Source organism: uncultured Marinobacter sp. (assembly GCF_947259545.1).
Classification (GTDB): domain Bacteria; phylum Pseudomonadota; class Gammaproteobacteria; order Pseudomonadales; family Oleiphilaceae; genus Marinobacter.
Genome location: NZ_CAMYMK010000008.1, coordinates 605,460 through 622,226, shown reverse-complemented (window position 1 = coordinate 622,226; position 16,767 = coordinate 605,460). Strand labels below are relative to the sequence as shown.

At 51.1% G+C, this 16,767-nt stretch carries 12 protein-coding genes; 5 read left to right on the top strand and 7 right to left on the bottom strand.

The genetic code is table 11. The annotated features are described in order from the left end of the window. Window positions 1–11: 11 nt before the first annotated feature. From Q0Y21_RS14500 to Q0Y21_RS14485, 4 genes are all read right to left on the bottom strand, one after another. Window positions 12–3,119 (bottom strand): CusA/CzcA family heavy metal efflux RND transporter, encoded by a 3,108-nt coding sequence (locus Q0Y21_RS14500; protein ID WP_113880236.1) that lies wholly within the window; start codon window positions 3,117–3,119, stop codon window positions 12–14. Between the two features lie 14 nt (window positions 3,120–3,133). After that, entirely contained in the window at window positions 3,134–4,318 is a 1,185-nt protein-coding gene (locus Q0Y21_RS14495; protein WP_058341916.1) for an efflux RND transporter periplasmic adaptor subunit, read from the bottom strand. A 49-nt stretch (window positions 4,319–4,367) separates the two neighbouring features. Continuing rightward, window positions 4,368–5,669, bottom strand: coding sequence for a TolC family protein (locus tag Q0Y21_RS14490; protein ID WP_094625955.1), 1,302 nt, complete (start codon window positions 5,667–5,669; stop codon window positions 4,368–4,370). 290 nt (window positions 5,670–5,959) lie between these two features. Beyond that, complete coding sequence (locus Q0Y21_RS14485) at window positions 5,960–7,213, bottom strand: DcaP family trimeric outer membrane transporter (protein WP_226595803.1); 1,254 nt, start codon at window positions 7,211–7,213, stop codon at window positions 5,960–5,962. A 335-nt stretch (window positions 7,214–7,548) separates the two neighbouring features. On the opposite strand from Q0Y21_RS14485, the gene Q0Y21_RS14480 reads away from it, so the two are divergent. Both Q0Y21_RS14480 and Q0Y21_RS14475 read left to right on the top strand, forming a co-directional pair. Continuing rightward, window positions 7,549–7,845, top strand: a complete 297-nt coding sequence (locus Q0Y21_RS14480; protein WP_094625953.1) for a hypothetical protein — start codon at window positions 7,549–7,551, stop codon at window positions 7,843–7,845. A 186-nt stretch (window positions 7,846–8,031) separates the two neighbouring features. Further along, window positions 8,032–9,345, top strand: coding sequence for an ATP-binding protein (locus Q0Y21_RS14475; RefSeq protein ID WP_113880235.1), 1,314 nt, complete (start codon window positions 8,032–8,034; stop codon window positions 9,343–9,345). Between the two features lie 30 nt (window positions 9,346–9,375). Here the strand turns inward: Q0Y21_RS14475 and Q0Y21_RS14470 are convergent, their stop codons facing one another. The 3 genes from Q0Y21_RS14470 to Q0Y21_RS14460 form a co-directional block, all read right to left on the bottom strand. Next, complete coding sequence (locus tag Q0Y21_RS14470; protein WP_058341920.1) at window positions 9,376–10,914, bottom strand: hypothetical protein; 1,539 nt, start codon at window positions 10,912–10,914, stop codon at window positions 9,376–9,378. A 73-nt stretch (window positions 10,915–10,987) separates the two neighbouring features. Then, on the bottom strand, window positions 10,988–12,394 hold the full coding sequence (locus Q0Y21_RS14465) for a hypothetical protein (protein ID WP_226595804.1): 1,407 nt from the start codon (window positions 12,392–12,394) through the stop codon (window positions 10,988–10,990). 248 nt (window positions 12,395–12,642) lie between these two features. Next, on the bottom strand, window positions 12,643–13,632 hold the full coding sequence (locus Q0Y21_RS14460) for a porin (protein ID WP_226595805.1): 990 nt from the start codon (window positions 13,630–13,632) through the stop codon (window positions 12,643–12,645). Window positions 13,633–14,306: 674 nt separating this feature from the next. Between Q0Y21_RS14460 and Q0Y21_RS14455 the strand changes: the two genes are divergently transcribed. The 3 genes from Q0Y21_RS14455 (at window position 14,307) to Q0Y21_RS14445 (ending at window position 16,729) form a co-directional block, all read left to right on the top strand. Beyond that, the gene (locus tag Q0Y21_RS14455; protein ID WP_041343110.1) at window positions 14,307–15,203 is read left to right on the top strand and encodes a cation transporter; all 897 of its coding nucleotides are present in this window, start codon (window positions 14,307–14,309) and stop codon (window positions 15,201–15,203) included. A 4-nt stretch (window positions 15,204–15,207) separates the two neighbouring features. Further along, window positions 15,208–15,723 carry a signal peptidase II gene (lspA, locus tag Q0Y21_RS14450; RefSeq protein ID WP_011786687.1) on the top strand — a complete coding sequence of 172 codons (516 nt, stop codon included), beginning with the start codon at window positions 15,208–15,210 and terminating at the stop codon, window positions 15,721–15,723. 97 nt (window positions 15,724–15,820) lie between these two features. After that, a complete protein-coding gene (locus tag Q0Y21_RS14445; RefSeq protein WP_008169406.1) occupies window positions 15,821–16,729 on the top strand; it encodes a cation diffusion facilitator family transporter in 909 nt (302 codons plus the stop codon). Window positions 16,730–16,767 lie beyond the last annotated feature (38 nt).

Here is a 16,767-nt window from a genome sequence, read left to right as displayed (position 1 = left end):
CCTCCTGACTATCAGACTTCAACGTCACGACGTTCGGATGCAAACCATTGATACACGCTGGGCAACACTACCAACGTCAGCAGCGTTGACGTGATCAGACCGCCAACCACAACCGTTGCCAGTGGCCGTTGGACATTAGAGCCAATGCCATCGGCCAGCAGCAGGGGAATCAGCCCCAGAATAGCCACAGAGGCTGTCATCAGAACCGGCCGCAAACGACGTTGAGCGCCCAGCTTGACTGCTTCAGTGACTTCGTAGCCTTCGTCCCGCAACTGATTGATGTAGCTCACCATTACCACACCGTTCAGTACGGCTACGCCAAACACCGCAATGAACCCCACAGCAGCGGGCACGGAGAGGTAAAGCCCCGTCACAAACAACGCGACAATGCCACCAGTAACCGCAAAGGGCACATTCATGAAGATCAGCGCCGCATAGCGAAGACTACTGAATGCAGAAAAGAGAAGCAGGAAAATAAGCGCCAGGGTAATGGGCACAACGATCGCTAGCCGCGCCATGGCCCTTTCTTGGTTCTCAAACTGACCGCCGAACTCCACGAAATACCCCGGCGGCATATCCACTTGCTCCTCGATCCGCTTGCGCAAATCCTGAACAACACCGCCCATATCGCGACCACGCACGTTCATCTGCACGTACTGACGGCGACTGGCATTGGAGCGTGAAATTTTCTTGGGGCCTGCGTACATTTCAACATCGGCCACCCGTGCAAGCGGGATAAGCTCGCCACTGTTGCCCCTGAGGGGAAGCTTTCTGATTTCATCGATGGACCCGCGATAGGACTCTTGCAGCCGGGCGAAAATCTCAAATCGACGGACACCGTCGAAGACCAGCCCGGCGCCTTTACCACCTATACCGGTTTCAACCGTACTCATCAGGTTATCGACGCTGATGCCGAACTGCGCCAGTACTTCACGGTCGGGGCGAATCACGATCTGTTTTTTACCCGCACTCTGCTGAGCGCGGACGTCCGTTGCACCCGGCACCTCTTGCGCCAGTGCCGCCACTTCCCTGCCGATCCGGCCCAACTCGTCCAGGTCGTCGCCGAAAATGCTGGCAACCAGTTGCGCCTGAACGCCTGACAGGAGTTCGTCGGTTCTGAGCTGAATCGGTTGGGACAGATTGTTGGCAAGCCCAGGAACCCGATCATCCAAAGCATCGGCAATCCTGCTTTGGAGATCCTCGTAGCTCACGTCCTCTCGCCACTGATCCAGGGGCTTCAGATTGACAAGCGTCGCGACAACGTTCACAGGTTCAGGATCACCACCGACCTCGGCACGACCGATCCTGGCATAGGTGCCGGTGACTTCTGGAAATTCGTCTACAACGGACTGAATCCGTTTGCCATATTTGATGGCGGATTCAAGACTGGCTCCAGGAGGCAGTGTCGAGCGAATCTGGAACGTGCCTTCCCTGAGCGTGGGCACGAATTCGCTCCCGAGATAGGGAAACAGCAGAAGACTGCCGGCAAAAGCAATGACGGCAACGCCCATCACAATCTTAGGGGCTTTGACGACAGTATTCACTACCGGCTTGTATAGCCGGTTCAGGAACAGAACCAGCTTCGGCTCTTTGTGACGCCCGCCCATCTTGAATGTCAGGGAGGCCAGAACAGGCACCAACGTCAACGCGAGTAACAGCGCACCGATCAACGCAAAGCTGATGGTGTAGGCCATGGGCGAAAACAGCTTGCCCTCAACGCCCTGTAGCGTAAACAACGGAAGAAAAACGATGATAATAATGCCAATCGCAAACACGATCGGACGAGCCACTTCCCGGGCTGACTCACCTACAAGCCTCAGAACGCTGATCTTTTCATCGGATCGCTCCTCAAGGTGTCGGAAGATGTTCTCTATCATCACGACAGCGCCGTCCACCATCATGCCGATGCCAATAGCCAGCCCCCCCAGACTCATCAGGTTGGCCGACAGGCCCGACATGCGCATAGCAATGAACGCAAAGAGTACAGACAACGGCAACGTCGCCACCACGATCAGTGTGGAACGAATATTACCCAGGAACAGATAGAGAAAAACCAGCACCAGAACCGAGCCTTCAAGCAGCGCTTTCTCGACAGTGCCTATAGCCTTGCCCACCAAGTCTGCCTGAGAGTAATACGCTTCTATTTTCAGCCCTTCAGGAAGTGACTTGTTCAGATCATCGATTTTTGAGTTGACATCCTCTAGAACCTGACTGGTGTTGGTACCAATCAATTTCATCACGTAGCCGCCCACGGACTCCTCACCTGAGGACACCTCTGCGCCACGGCGAATTGCCGGTCCAAGGCCAACCTCCGCCACATCCTTGACGTAAATAGGAGATTCTCCCTCACTCTTGGACACAATGATGTTCCGGATATCTTTGATGCCTGCGGTACCGGAGTTGACCCAGCCGTAACCACGGACAATGTACTCTTCACCTCCTCGAGTAATGAATGAGGCGCCAACGTTACGATTATTCTGGGTGAGGGCACCGCGAACATCAGACACCGTCAGGTTCCTTGCCTGAAGCTTCTGCGCATCAATATTGACCTGGTACTGCTTTACCTCGCCGCCGATAGAAAGCACACCGGTTACGCCCGGCACGGTCCTGAGCTGGGGTTTGACAATCCAGTCCTGAATCGTGCGAATTTCCTGCAGGCTGTATTGATCTTTATCCTCAGCTTCCAGGGAATACATCAGGATGCGCCCAAGACCGCTTGCGATGGGCCCGAGTTCGGGTTCCCCCATCCCTTTGGGAATCTGGCGCTTGGCCTCGGATAGCCGTTCGTTTACCAGCCGCCTGGCGAAGTAGATATCGGTGCCATCTTCGAAATAGATGGTCACCCGCGAAAGTCCGAAAATCGACGTGCTCTGCACTTTTTCTAACTTGGGAATACCATACATGCTGATCTCAACGGGATAGGAAATCAGCGTTTCGATATCAACCGGCGACAATCCAGGACTGGTAGTGAATACCTGAACCATGGTCGGTGTCGCGTCCGGAAACGCATCCACCGGCAGTTTTTGAAATGAAAATACGCCGGCAACGATCACGGCGATAGCAAAGACAAGCGTCATCAGACGATTGTTCAGCGCATAATTCACAATTGCGTTGATCATGCTCCCCCCGAGTATTAGTGTCCGTGAGCGGCGCTGCGGCCACTGGCGGTAATGGCCGACATCAGATCAAAAGCGCCCACTGAGACCACTTCCGTGTTTGCGCTGATGCCGGACTTAATCTCTATCCAGTCGTTAGCCTCCTTACCAAGAGTGACTGGAACCGCCTTGTAGGCTCCCCCTTCATTACCCGGAACAAATACAACGGACTCGTCATCGATGGTTTGCACGGCATCGTGTGGAACTAGGGGCAGTGATGCCGCCGATTGAGTCATGACTCTCGCTTTGGCATAGGTATTTGGACGAAGGTCGCCGTTGGGGGATTCGAGTACAACGCGAACCGTAATGGTGCGGGTTTCCTCATCAAGCTCATTTGAGATCCAGGACACTTCCCCGGTGTGAAAGCGGTCTGCAACCGACTTTGAGAAGACCTGAACTTCATCTCCGACGGATACCCTGCCAATGTCAGTTTCGGCAACTTGCAACATCACCCACACCACAGAGGTATCAGCTACGGTAAAAGGCGTATCTGAAGAGCTTAAGGTTTGGCCCAACCGGGCATCCATGCGCTCAATGCGCCCCTGGATAGGAGAACGGAGCGCGTACTGTGCAAGACTGCTATCTGCGCCTGACGAATCACTGCCAAAAACCTCCAGTTGCTCACGAATTGAATCGTACTCCGCTGTAATCTCAAGATAAGCGGCCTTGGCGTCCAGGAACTCTTCTTCGCTGGTGAAGCTTTCACTCCGCAATTGCTTTTCTCGCTGATACTCCGCAGTCGCGGCTTCTTTCCGAGCTTTCAACGAGTTCAGGCGGGAACGAATGCGAGCCAACTCAACGCTGTTTAACGTGGCCAACAACTGGCCTTTTTCAACCTGGTCCCCCAGATCAACAGCCAGTCTCGTAAGCTTTCCCTGCAATAGCGGCCCTACCTCAGCGACGCGATCCGGAACATAATGAACTTCAGCTGGCGCAGTAACGATATTATCAGCACGACCTCGGGGCACCGTTACAGTCTGCACGGAGAGCAACTCCCTCTGCTCTGGAGTCAGATGAACTTCGCGGGCCTCACTGCCTTCAGCCGAGTGCCCAGCCTCACCCTTTTGGTGCTGCCCTCCTTCGGCTTCTTCGGCGCCGTACGCCAGTGGCTGATAGACCAGAAAACTGATCGCGACAAACAATATCTGCAGATTTCGAATCATCTAAACACCTTCGATATAAGAGAACGTTCAACCATTAATTTTCTTGTCATCAGGAACCGGATGACATTGAAAGGGCACCGCCGGTGCTCACTTCCAACGCCCGGACGGCGTCGATATAGTCGTGTTGCACTTTGACGTATTCCTTCCTCACCGACAAAAGATTGTCCTGAGCGGACAGGACATCGGAAGCATCGACTTTTCCCGCTTGAAGAGCTTTCTGCATAAGTTGCAGCGTTTCCTCCGAACGCTCGAGAATCGACTCGTTCATCTGGCGCAATCTGCGTACGGCGGATTCGTACTGAGCTACAGCAGATACGACCTGGCGTTCAGTCGCCAAACGCAGTGCCTCGGCCTCAAGCTCGGACATTTTCAACTGAGCCGAGGCCTTCCTTTTTTCACCGGAATAATCATGAAACACAGTCAGAGGCATCGACACACCCGCACCAAAAAGGTTGGATCTTTCCTCCCGCTCGTAGAACCCGAACACTTTCAGGTTCGGAATACTTAGACTCTTGGCCAGTTCCAGGCCGGACTCATTCGCAGCAATTCTGGCTGCTGCCGCCTTCAGATCCCCTCTCTGGCGCTGAGCCAGCGCGACCAGGCGATTAGTTGGTGGCAAGTTGGCACGAGCTACATTGAGTTCTCCCACGACCCCTACCGCATCGGAGGGGGACACCCCAAGAACTTCCGTCAGGTCAATTTTTGATTGCCTAAGCTTTTGCTCCGCTTCGGCCTTCTGGCTCTTAGCTCTTGCCAAGCCAATGACAGCGGTATTGAGGTCAATCCGGGTCTGTTTGCCCCGCTCAACGGACACCTCGACCAGCTCTTTGGTTCGCTGCATCAGCTCAACGGTGCGGCTTGCCGTTTCCAGTTCTTTCTGTGCAAGCAGTATTTTGAAGTAGGCTGACCGCACTCGGGCCTTGGTCGCCACCTTCAGGTATTCAAGTTCCTGCTGTTGAGAAGTGAGAGTGCTCTGAGCACGCGACTGACCGAGATCGCCCCGATTGCCCATCCAGACTTCCTGAGTAACCCGAACCTCGTAATTCAGTGACTGATCTGCCTTATCTGGATTATCACGGCCACTCAGCTCAAGCTCCGGGTTGCTGGGCGCCCAGCGGCTGGCATGATCGAGCTCGGCTTCCTGCATGGACACCGCAGCCCGCCTTAAAGCCAATATCGGGCTATTCTCAAATGCCATTACCATTGCCTCATTCAAAGAGACAGCCTGTCTGGCCTTGGCTTGCTGGTACTCCTTGAGTGAAACGCTCTCCCCGGCGGTGGCCGCCGCCGAAGGCATGACGTTCAAGACTCCGGGTACTATCAGCACCCACAACAACAGTCGTTTGTTCATTCAATATCATCCTGGCTATTTGACTGAGATACATGAATCAGCGTTTTCGCCGTAAGTGCCAGGACGACCCTACAGACAGACCTTTAAATCAGTCTGAATTCGGCGCCATCACACCTAAACTCGTACGGAGTTCAACGAAACTATGGCGGGGTATACGCCAAAAAGAGGTGAAAGAAAGAGACAAAAGAGGAGGGCATCGTCCAGCGCATGGGAGGGAGCGCAGATAAGAAACGACGGGCCTATTTCAGCCCGTCGTTGGGTCCAATTATGTGAAGCAACACTATGAACGATTAAAAATCGAACTGCGCAGCCAGTTGCAGGCGAGTGTTATCAGCAGATTCGCCATTGGCCAACTCTTTGTCTGCGAAGGAAAGCTCCAATCCCAGCGTTACCGGGTCAGCAACTTTGTAGAAGTTGCTGAAGTGAACGCTTTGCAGGGTTTCAAAGGAGTTCGGGAACAGATCTGCTGGCTGATCGCCCTCTACGCGCCCATAGGACAGACCAGAGGAGAACTTCGGCGTCCACTGCTGACTGATAGCAACGTTGGCACCGTATGCCTCAATGGTTTCAAGATCGCCGTTGGCGTCGATGTATGCTTCACCAATACCAGTGCGGCTAGCGCTGCTGTCATTATTGCTGAAGGAACTGTAGATGTAACGACCCACGCCGTCACCAAAGATCGCCCCTGCCATGACCGTGGTGGCGTCGGTCAGGCTTAGCCGACCAGCAATCAAAACGCCATAACCAAAGGCGTTATCGTCGCCCGTAGCAGCTGCAGAGTCAGTCTGAAGCGAACGTGCCAGACCGGCAACTTCAATGCCACCAGCACTGCCGGCCCACTTGTACTTGGCAGTCAGATCCGGCGCATTATCGCGGGAGCCGTCAAAACCCGTTGTTTCCGGATTCTCAGCAGAAACGGAAAAATTAGCACCGCCGCCAAGAGGCATGGTGTAGCGCAACTGTGCCTGACGAATAAAAGAAACACCTACTGGGCCGTCGAAATCAACCGTGGACGGATAGGCGGTAAATTGCATGAAGTTACTCCAGGTTTGACCGGCGAGCAGGCCGTTCAGCTCACCATAGGCGTGACGAAGACGCAGCCCTCTGGAGTTGGAGAAAACTTCATCACCGCCACCACCGTAGAAGTCACCTTCAACGGTCGTTTTGACATCACCCACTTCGGTTGGCGTGGTTGTCTTAATGCGAACCCGTGATTGTCGAGCATGGGCTCGGAATGAAGGGTCGCTATCGCTATTAGCAGTATCAAGGCCTGCTACGAACAGGCTGTCACCCATGTCCTGATCAAAATCATAGATCATGTCCAGCTTGACATAGCCACCGATTGTTACAGTGGTGTTGGTGCCAGGCACCATCCAACCTTCCGCCCCCTTACTTTCCGCCATGTCATCCAATTGGCGCTGCAAATCATTAATCTGTGTCTGAAGTTCAGTTGCAGATTGCGCATGAACAGACGGGGCCAGCAGACCCGTAACCGAAAGCGCTAGTGTTGCTCTAATCGCTAACCTGAGTTTATTAGTTTGCATTGTAAATCAGTCTCCATGGGCTTTCGTTGTATGTCATCAGACCGGTACTTGGCCCTGAACAAACAGACAGCTAATGCGCTTCAGTTGTCGGCCACTACCGGTAAGTGGTTCATTGTTCTCGCTCTTTCCGCCAGAACAACGACTTGCCATTGATAGCAGATGAACTTGAAACGAAATTGAAAAAACGCCTCCTTAACACCTTTGTATTAACGACCCCGTCGCCCCCGCTTTTCTAGCCGTGCTCTCTTTTCATCATCTAATTTTATTTTTTCAAGCTGAGTTAAAGTTCATCTGTTTCCATCGGGATGCAGACCATTCAACTTAAAGGTGACTCTATGAGAAAACATCTCTTGCTCACATCTCTAGCATTAACCTTGGCGGCAGGAAGTCTCCATGCCTCTGAGGCCAATGACGGCAGCCTGGCACAAAACATGCTCTCCGAAAGCAGCGTTCAGGACATGAAGAGACAGCATAGGGTAATGACTCAGGCAGCCTTATCTGAAGTAGGCATGGAAGCTCGCCGAAAATTGATGCAATCGAATAAAGACGACATTTATCACGAGATGATGAAGTCGGGCGATATTAATCTATCTAAATCAGACCAATTCTCAAAAGATCAGCTTACTCATTAGAAATAATGTCGCACCAATAGCTTTTTCGATTGAATAATAGAAACTTGTCGATACACGACATTCTAAAACCAGTTGCATCGTGAATGGTCTCCACCATTCCGTCTTGCCGCACTACTTTTGTAGTGCGGCTTTTTTAGGCCTAGATTTAGTCGATAACAAATTCTAACCACCTGCTTGGCAGACAACATGCCCAGAAAACAACAACGCCCTTCAATAAAACGGAAACTGCTTACTTTCCTGACGCTAACGGGTTTCGCGTGTACCGGGCTGATATTCTTCTCACACACCCTTTTAATCGACTATATCCATGACGAGCTTCACAGGCAGCAGCTAGAGGCTGCAGCTAACCGACTCTCAAAGATGCTAACAAATGATAAAGAAGAAATTACAAAATCCTCTCTCAGAAATTTTTCATTGTCTCAATATTCAGTTCACATCGAAGACAGTCAAGGTCGGAGTTTTACAAGCGAGAACATTAAACCGAAATTACAGGTGGTAGAATCGTTCAGAAAGCCTGGAATTTTTCACATATCGGATGATGATCGATCAATCCTTGGCTACTACAGAATATTTAATAACAGACAAGATAAACTAAGCGTTACTATAATTGAAAAAAGCTCCTACTCACCAAACACGCTTGACAAAATCCACGTTCTTATATGGATAATATCTTTTACAATTCTCGTTACGATATCATTGATCATATTTATTGGGGTAACTATCGCACTAAAACCCTTAAAAATGATGAGTGCCCAATTAACGTCGCTTAAAAAGGGTCAGCGTAATAGACTGGATGAGAACGTACCTGAAGAATTCAATGAACTTGTCAAACATCTTAATCGTCTATTAGAGTCGTACGACAAAAAACTTACCCGTTCACGCCACCTAGCCGCAGATATTTCTCATAGCTTAAAAACCCCCCTTGCCGTCATAAACTCCATGATCAATGACGAAGCCATTCCCACCACAATCGCGAGTCAAATTAAGTCTCAACTGTCTGAAATGCACGAGCTGATCGACACTCAAATGAGAAAAACCGAAATGTCCGGTCAGTACATTGGAAAGGCGACACCGATCATTGAGAGAACTCTGGCACTGGTGGACGTAGTCAGTCGAATCTATCCTTACAAACAGATCCATCTTCAAGAAACATTACCCAGAGAGCTTGTCTGGCCAATTGATGAGCGTGATTTTAATGAGATCTTGGGTAATGTGCTTGATAACGCAAGCAAATGGTGCTCTCAGGAAGTTCATCTACACTTGAAACTTCACGATGACACTTTGACCATTCTTGTTGAAGATGACGGCCCCGGAGTAGCGTCACACCAACTCGCCGATCTTACCAAGCGCCAGAAAAGACTGGACGAAAAAACCCCTGGCTATGGCCTTGGCCTATCAATCGTTGAGGAAATCATCAATGACTACGGTGGTGCCATGCATTTTTCTATATCACCCAAAGGTGGTCTTCGGGTTCTAATCGAGCTTCCCAGAAGCATTTGACGACTACAAGGGCAACTTATCCAGCTTTAGTCAGCGACCAGTAGGCATAGCAGCCCGATACACCAACGTCTCAACGTCAAAACTGTCACTTTGAACTGAGTTTTCATCCGGCGACATAAAGAATAACTCTGTATTGCCTGATACGGGGGACACCGGAACCGACGTTAGAAGACTTGTTGACTGCGTTTTGGGAGATTTCCCGGATCTCAGCGTCAACCAATCAACTCGAGTATCATAAACACCTATCATATCTTCGGCTGCACTGGATTCCTGTGGAATCCCGATATTAACTGCGTCCCCACCGGAGCGTACGAGCAGGTTCGGCAAAAATAGTGTTTGCCTCGGACTAAACACCAACTCAGGCGACACGTCGTAAGTCATACTCGTGCCTGCCACCCGGCTTCCAATCTCATAGTCCAGATGTGGGCCCTCGGTGCCAGCAGGGAAAAATGAAACCTTCCCTTGGGAGACGGTCACCATATTCAAAGGTCTCGGTTCGTTCTGAACAACGGCACCGATTACCCGGAACACTGGCGTGTACTGGCTTAATTCTTCATGAACGGCCTTCTCAAGATCAGGCCCGTTCGGTGAGATTGATATTTTATAGATCTCTGAACCAAACCCCTGCTCTGAGTAGAAAGACTGCCCGAGAATAGTTTCCCGGCGACCGTCAGCGTCCAAATCCTGCAATCCCAAGATTAAGGGAATGAAACCGATGGTTTCAGCCTTCCCCTCGGCCAACTGGATCAAAGAACTTGAAACACTACGGCCATTCCACTGATTCAAAATGAGGTAATATGAGTTCTCTGAAACGTACCAGTCCATTCGGATGACTTTCTCCCGACGGGGCACCTCAATGGACGCCAGGCTCTGAACAGCCCCGCTGGAATCAACAAGGAAAAAGCTGAGTTTGTTTCCATGCTCCGCCGCAAAATAGTAATCGCTGCCAGAACGAAACGCGGACAACGACTTTGCATTGATTGGCAGCTTCGCATATGGAGACGATGAAGCCTCCCCCTCAACTGAACCTACCCGATGTGCTTCAGCATCGGTCTGTACGATGCCGACCAACCAGGTGTTATTGTAGGTCGCAACGGCTTGACCTCTCCCGGTAACTTGAAAGCGCACCAATGGCACATCGTTTGACGCCTCTGGCTCGTCCCGCCACAAAAGATCAGGAAATCGGGCTTTCAACGCCGGCGTTACCGGCGTGGGATCGCCGACTCTGTCAGTAAACACCGCCGGAATACCGTAGAAGCGTTTCGATACAGCGCCAACGGAGGGCATCGTTCCAAACAGCACTTTCCCTACTGCTTGATCCTTTCCGATACTCTCGATACCGATGACTGCAAGGTTTTTCTCCGGGATGCCTGCATGATCAGGCTCCCGCAACACAACAAACAAATCACCTACCTCAACAGTGGCATCGTCGACTGTGAGGGAAAGCACTTTTTGATCACGATCTACCTGAATGACCTTTGCCTTTGCTGGATGCTCACGCTCAACCGCCTGTACCGCACCAGCTAGTAGTAGCATCAGGAACACAAATACTGCAGAACGAGTCATCATAGGAAAAAGTCACTTAATGCGGATTCATTTCGTATAACAAAAGCGGGGTGGCGCTCCCACCACCCCGTTCTTGTTAGAACTTGTACCTTACCCGACCGGCAACATGAACAATGTCCTGATCGCTTTTGCCGTCCTGTAAGGCAGTTTCCTCCAGCGCATCCATGGCATCGCCTGATGCCAGGTATGCAGCTTCTGCCGACAGCTCAAGCGAAGGGTATGGGAAGTACGAGACCTTGGAGCCAAATTCCAGTCCGAGATCTTTTGAGGACGATCCATCGGCAAGTGCAATGTCCTCAGCCAAGCGGTTGTAGACAATCATTCCGCTGACCGTAATATTGGCCGCTACTTTATGATCGAGCTGTAGCTTGTTCATGAAATACCCTTTGTCGAGGATATAGGGCGTTTCGGCGAAGTAGTCATCGCTCGTCATGTTTTCCTGAAAAATCATACTGTCGCTGAAGTCGACATCCGTGGCGATGAAGGCGTCGAAGTCCCCGTCTTTCTCATTGCCATCGCCCGATGCGTAGAGCACGGTGTACGTCAGTTGGTTTGGTCCAAATTGCAGCCCGAGCTCGCCGCGTCCCAGAACGGTCGAAAGGTCATAGTTCGTATTGGGATTCGTAGCACCATTCAATGGGACGAAATTTACACCTTCTATTGTTCCGCTTTGGCCAATCACCGTACCCTTCACGAACATGCGGCCTAGCGACGTCTCTTGACCATAATCCATCTCCACCCCAAAGCTGGAAACGGAATATTTGGAGTTATCAGCGATACTCTTCAGTTCATACTCCCTGCTATTTACCGTACCTACTCCCTCAGCAATTTGATCATTCATCTGATAGAGATAGAATAGGCCCGCGCTCAGGTTCGGTGAGTAACGCTTGTTCAGGTTGATCGCGAAGTTGTCCGCGCCATCCCAGCCTTCGTCCTGTTCTGAGTCGACGCCGCTCTCATTGGAAGAGTCACCTCGCCCCCATAACAACTGATAGTCAAATCCAGAGCCCAGTGAGCCTTTCCAAACAGCGGCTGTGGCGGTTTCAGTCCAGACATGTCGGTTCACTGACACTGGCTGCAAGCCCAGCGAGACGCGCTGGTCTAGCGTGTTGGGCACCAAGAAATCCACATAAGCCCACCGTGTTTCGATGTTCACACCATCACCGGAATAGTCGCCACCCGACCCCTCACCGTAGCGGATGCCACCAATCTCCGTCGCGAATACACCGGTAACTTTCTTGTCGTCGGAAGTTGCCTTCGCCCAGAAGCGATATTTGACCTCGCCGAAGCTCTCGGTCGGCTCGTCATCTTTCAGCGTACCGCCACCTGAGTTACCACCAGCAAACCAGTCTCTTTGATTGGTGTAGGCCTGAAAGCGGTTATCCATATCACCGTGGAATTCAACCTCCGCTGCCGTCGCGGCCCAACTTCCCGACAGTGTTGTCATCCCTGCAATCGCAGTGGCCAGAATGTTGCGTTTCAACGTATTCCCCTCCAGTTTCTTTCTTAATTGTTTGTGATATCCGATTCGTACGGATCGTGGCGCAAATCTTAAAACCAGCTAGAACAACGAACTAAAGGTCAAAAAAAAGGCGAGAATGAAGCATTCCCGCCATTAAATAACCTTAGTTAACTCACAAGTAGACTCTCACACGAACCTTAAATGAGCTTGAAATCCGGAAAAGATTTCAGATACGTCGGTCCCCCTGTATTCAGCGATCACGCTCGACTCTACATGGAAAACTTATGCTCGAAGCCCACACCAAATGTGGAGTCCTCAGAGTCGGCCAAGTCCGCCTCCACCTGAGACACATACGCATAGACCTTACTCTTGCTCGCCAGTTTATAATCGAGCCCCAAGGCCAGCAGGGTTAGCTCCTCGTTTGTTGTCTCGGCTTCGGTCAGTCCGTACTGTGCCTTGATCTTCCAACGCTCAAGATTAACGGCACCACCAACCAGATAAGACGTATCTTCTCCAGGGCCATCGCTTTCTTCTGCCAACTGGTAAACTGCGCCGATCTCGAAGTTGCTTAATCGGACCTTCCCTACGGTTCGCAGGATATTAAGACGACTATCGCCACTTGAATCGGCTTCCAGTGAATCTTCGATATCAGAATCGTAGGCAATACTTCCGTAAAAACGATCATTCTCAAACGTAAAAGAGCTGGAAACTGCATCCGCAGGTCCGTCGTTCTCTGCCCCAGCTGACTGCTCTTCACCCGGGATGACGGCAACACTAACGCCCACAGCATCAAACAGACGTGGAGAACTGTATTGAACAATGTTGCTGGTCCGATTTTCACCAGCCATGATATTTTTTATATCCGCCTGTAAGTCGTTGAACTGGTCAACCTTGCCCTGCGCTGACTTTAAAGGTGTGTCAAATTTTCCCGCAATCAGTGCACCGAGGTTCGCCTGCTTGAAGCCACCGTAAATATTACGCTGCGAGAAAGTCTGGCCATCCTTATCTCCATCATCAATCGATATTTCAAATTCTGCCTTGTAGATCGCCTCCAAGCCTTCGAGGTCGGTATTGAGCGCCCCTTTTACCCCCAGACGGGACGCATTACTCTGGAGCTTCCAGGTATCGCTATTACCGTCGTCCTGGTTTTCATACGAAACATTGGCTTTGCCGTACAGGATAGGACCTTCCCCCGCTAGTGCATTCATTGAAGTTACTGCAACCCCACCAAACACCAACATTGATAGACACTTTTTCATGGACACCTCTTCAGATTAGATAGATTCAAAATGACACTTGAAGTCTTTCAAATGCTGAGTAGATGGTGCTTTGCACTTATTGCAGAGTTGTTACATTTTTAAATTTCTTCTTTGTATTTCAACAACCTAAAACCAAAACCTTTTATTATATCCTTTGACACTGAATTGAACTTGAATATAAGCGGCTGTCTTCGTACATCGCGTCGTGGGCACGGAAGCGCTTTCCGTCTGACGCCAGGTCATTCACTAAATTCTTCTGTTCGCTCCCTGTGGTGGCCCCCGCTAAACCGGACACCACCTTGTTAATTTGATGCCAGCTCTGCCCGGTATTCCCCGGGCGATCTAATTGTTCCGCCCGTTCACGCCCTTTTTCCAGCGACCGGCCTGCCAAGACAATGTCGCTGTCGATCCGTTGCCCAAGAGTGTTGCAATAGCCGCCCCTGCAGCTCCGTAGCTACCAAGGATTAGTACGCTCTTGTTGCCCTGCCTCATCGTTGCTCAAACTCCTTTTAATGTACTCCAGTTCAACTCTTTAGTTACTACAGGGTCATACCGCAAGTCGTCGAATCGCGGTGGGTTCACCAGTGTCGTCAAAAACTAACAACTTAACGTTGACCCTGTAGTGACTACAGGGTTTTAAATAACGGATTTGTGTGAGAACCGGAGCCGCGAAAATGAGCAAACCCTGCGATGGACAGTGTGGCAGCGAAGATTCAGTCGTAAACAATGAGCTTCAGAGACCCGTCACCGCCGAAACAGACAGCCAGCTCAGCACCTACAGCGTGCCAAAAATGGATTGCCCCTCAGAAGAGCGAATGATTCGAGTGGCGCTCACGGGTTTTGACAACATTCAGTCACTCTCATTCGACCTATCGAATCGAAAGCTGGAAATTATCCATCAAGGCGAAGTCAGACCTATTACCAGCAAACTGGAAACCCTGGGTCTGGGCGCTTCCTTGCAGAAGACAGAAGACGCCAGCCCTGAGTCCGTCAGGGCGGCTGAATCGTCTCATGCCAACGAGACTGAGGAATCCGGCACTTTATGGATACTGCTGGCAATCAACGGCCTGATGTTTCTGGTCGAGATGACGATGGGCCTGATCGCGCAGTCTGCTGGCCTAATTGCAGACTCGCTAGACATGCTTGCCGACGCTGCCGTCTACGGTCTTGCTCTTTACGCCGTTGGGCACGGCATCAAAATGCAGGTCAGAGCTGCGCATGTGGCTGGCATTCTCCAGCTTATCCTTGCCGTCGGTGTACTGGTTGAGGTTGGCAGGCGTTTTCTGTTCGGCAGTGATCCCCAGTCGTCAATGATGATGACCGTCGCCTCTGTTGCTCTCGTTGCCAACATCAGCTGCCTTCTTCTGATCGCAAAACACCGTGAAGGCGGTGCTCACATGAAAGCCAGCTGGATCTTTTCGGCCAATGATGTGGTTATCAATCTGGGAGTTATCCTTGCGGGGCTTCTTGTTGCCTGGACCGGTTCAAACTATCCGGATCTGGTTATTGGCGGCGTTGTGGGAGGCATTGTATTCATTGGTGCCAAGCGCATCCTTGCACTAAAAGGATAATTCGATGTCTGAACACCGTGCTAGTTTTTCTACGTTTATCTTTCTCGGCTTTTCCACACTGGTAGCGCTGGCCGACCAGCTTATTAAATGGCTCGTCCAGCAATCCATGGCTTACGGGCAATCGGTTGAGATCACTCCTTTCTTTAATTGGGTGCACGTATGGAATAAAGGCGCTGCCTTTAGTCTCTTCGCCGATGGCGGGGGCTGGCAGCGATATTTTTTTATTGCGATAGCCGTTGTCGTCTCGGCTGTTCTGGTCAAATTGATGCGGGACAGCCATAAGCGAACAGAAGCCCTGGCCTATGCGATGGTACTTGGCGGTGCATTCGGAAATGTCATCGACCGAGTTTTCCGAGGCTACGTTGTCGATTACCTGGATTTCCATTGGCAATCTTGGCATTGGCCGGCGTTCAACCTTGCCGACGTGTTCATCCTCCTGAGCGTGGCCATGATTTTGGTCACGGGCTTCACAGCCGAGAAAGGTGCCGGGAATAACATGGAAAATCGCCAGAATGGCTAGTTTTCGCGCGGTCGCAACACTCGCTAAGCCCTCTGAGCCAGGCTTAGCGAGTGTTGCGACTACGTTTAATTGAACAGCAACGACCAAGGAGAAAACAATGGGCCACGAGCATGCTCACATGTCACCGGATACTAAGGATAAGAGAGTTGCAGTAGCTATCTGGGCGAACGGTATCCTAACCTTGGCTCAGATCGCTGGAGGGATCTTCGCTGGCAGCTTGGCGCTGATAGCCGACGCTATACACAACTTTTCGGATATGGCGTCACTATTTATCGCATTTGCGGCGCGGAAGATTGCACGCCGCCCGGCCGACTCGAAGATGACCTTTGGCTACGGGAGAATTGAGGTTGTTGCGGCACTCATAAATTACACCACTTTGATAATGATCGGGGCATATTTGATCTACGAAGGTGGCATGCGATTCATAGATCCCCCGGAAATCAAGGGGTGGTGGGTAGTTTGGCTTGGCATTATCGCATTGGTAGTGGATGGTTTGACCGCGCTGCTTACTTACTCCATGCAAAAGGACAGCGTCAACATCCGTGCGCTGTTTCTACACAACTTGTCTGATGCGTTTGCGTCAATTGCAGTCGTTGTAGGCGGCGCCCTGATTCTCCTGTACGACATGCGTTGGGTTGATCCCGCGATCACAATTGGTATCGCAAGCTATATTCTCTACCTGGGTCTAACGGAAATCGGCGGAACCATCCGGACACTCATGCTGGGTAGTCCATTGGATATCGACACAGATTCTGTCATCGAGGCTTTATCAAACGTAGAAGGCGTTTTAGACCTTCACCACGTACATTTCTGGCAGATGGGTGAGCATGATGCCTCCCTCGACGCCCATGTGGTGGTCGAAATAAGTGCCTGGAATGAACTTGAAAAAGTCAAGGGTGGGATAAAACGAACTTTGGAAAACGAGTTCGGCATCACTCATTCAACATTGGAGTTTGAACATCCTGATCACAGTCACAAAGATGCCCATACTTATGGCCATGGCTAGCAGGGCTGCTGAAAAGGGTACCGTGTGGCAGATATGCT

Excerpts from the sequence above, each read along its gene's own strand:
- Q0Y21_RS14490 (WP_094625955.1), bottom strand. The coding sequence starts at position 5,669 with ATGAACAAACGACTGTTGTTGTGGGTGCTGATAGTACCCGGAGTCTTG.
- Q0Y21_RS14495 (WP_058341916.1), bottom strand. The coding sequence starts at position 4,318 with ATGATTCGAAATCTGCAGATATTGTTTGTCGCGATCAGTTTTCTGGTC.
- Q0Y21_RS14485 (WP_226595803.1), bottom strand. The coding sequence starts at position 7,213 with ATGCAAACTAATAAACTCAGGTTAGCGATTAGAGCAACACTAGCGCTT.
- Q0Y21_RS14460 (WP_226595805.1), bottom strand. The coding sequence starts at position 13,632 with ATGAAAAAGTGTCTATCAATGTTGGTGTTTGGTGGGGTTGCAGTAACT.
- lspA (WP_011786687.1), top strand. The coding sequence starts at position 15,208 with ATGTCTGAACACCGTGCTAGTTTTTCTACGTTTATCTTTCTCGGCTTT.
- Q0Y21_RS14455 (WP_041343110.1), top strand. The coding sequence starts at position 14,307 with ATGAGCAAACCCTGCGATGGACAGTGTGGCAGCGAAGATTCAGTCGTA.
- Q0Y21_RS14470 (WP_058341920.1), bottom strand. The coding sequence starts at position 10,914 with ATGATGACTCGTTCTGCAGTATTTGTGTTCCTGATGCTACTACTAGCT.
- Q0Y21_RS14445 (WP_008169406.1), top strand. The coding sequence starts at position 15,821 with ATGGGCCACGAGCATGCTCACATGTCACCGGATACTAAGGATAAGAGA.
- Q0Y21_RS14475 (WP_113880235.1), top strand. The coding sequence starts at position 8,032 with ATGCCCAGAAAACAACAACGCCCTTCAATAAAACGGAAACTGCTTACT.
- Q0Y21_RS14500 (WP_113880236.1), bottom strand. The coding sequence starts at position 3,119 with ATGATCAACGCAATTGTGAATTATGCGCTGAACAATCGTCTGATGACG.
- Q0Y21_RS14480 (WP_094625953.1), top strand. The coding sequence starts at position 7,549 with ATGAGAAAACATCTCTTGCTCACATCTCTAGCATTAACCTTGGCGGCA.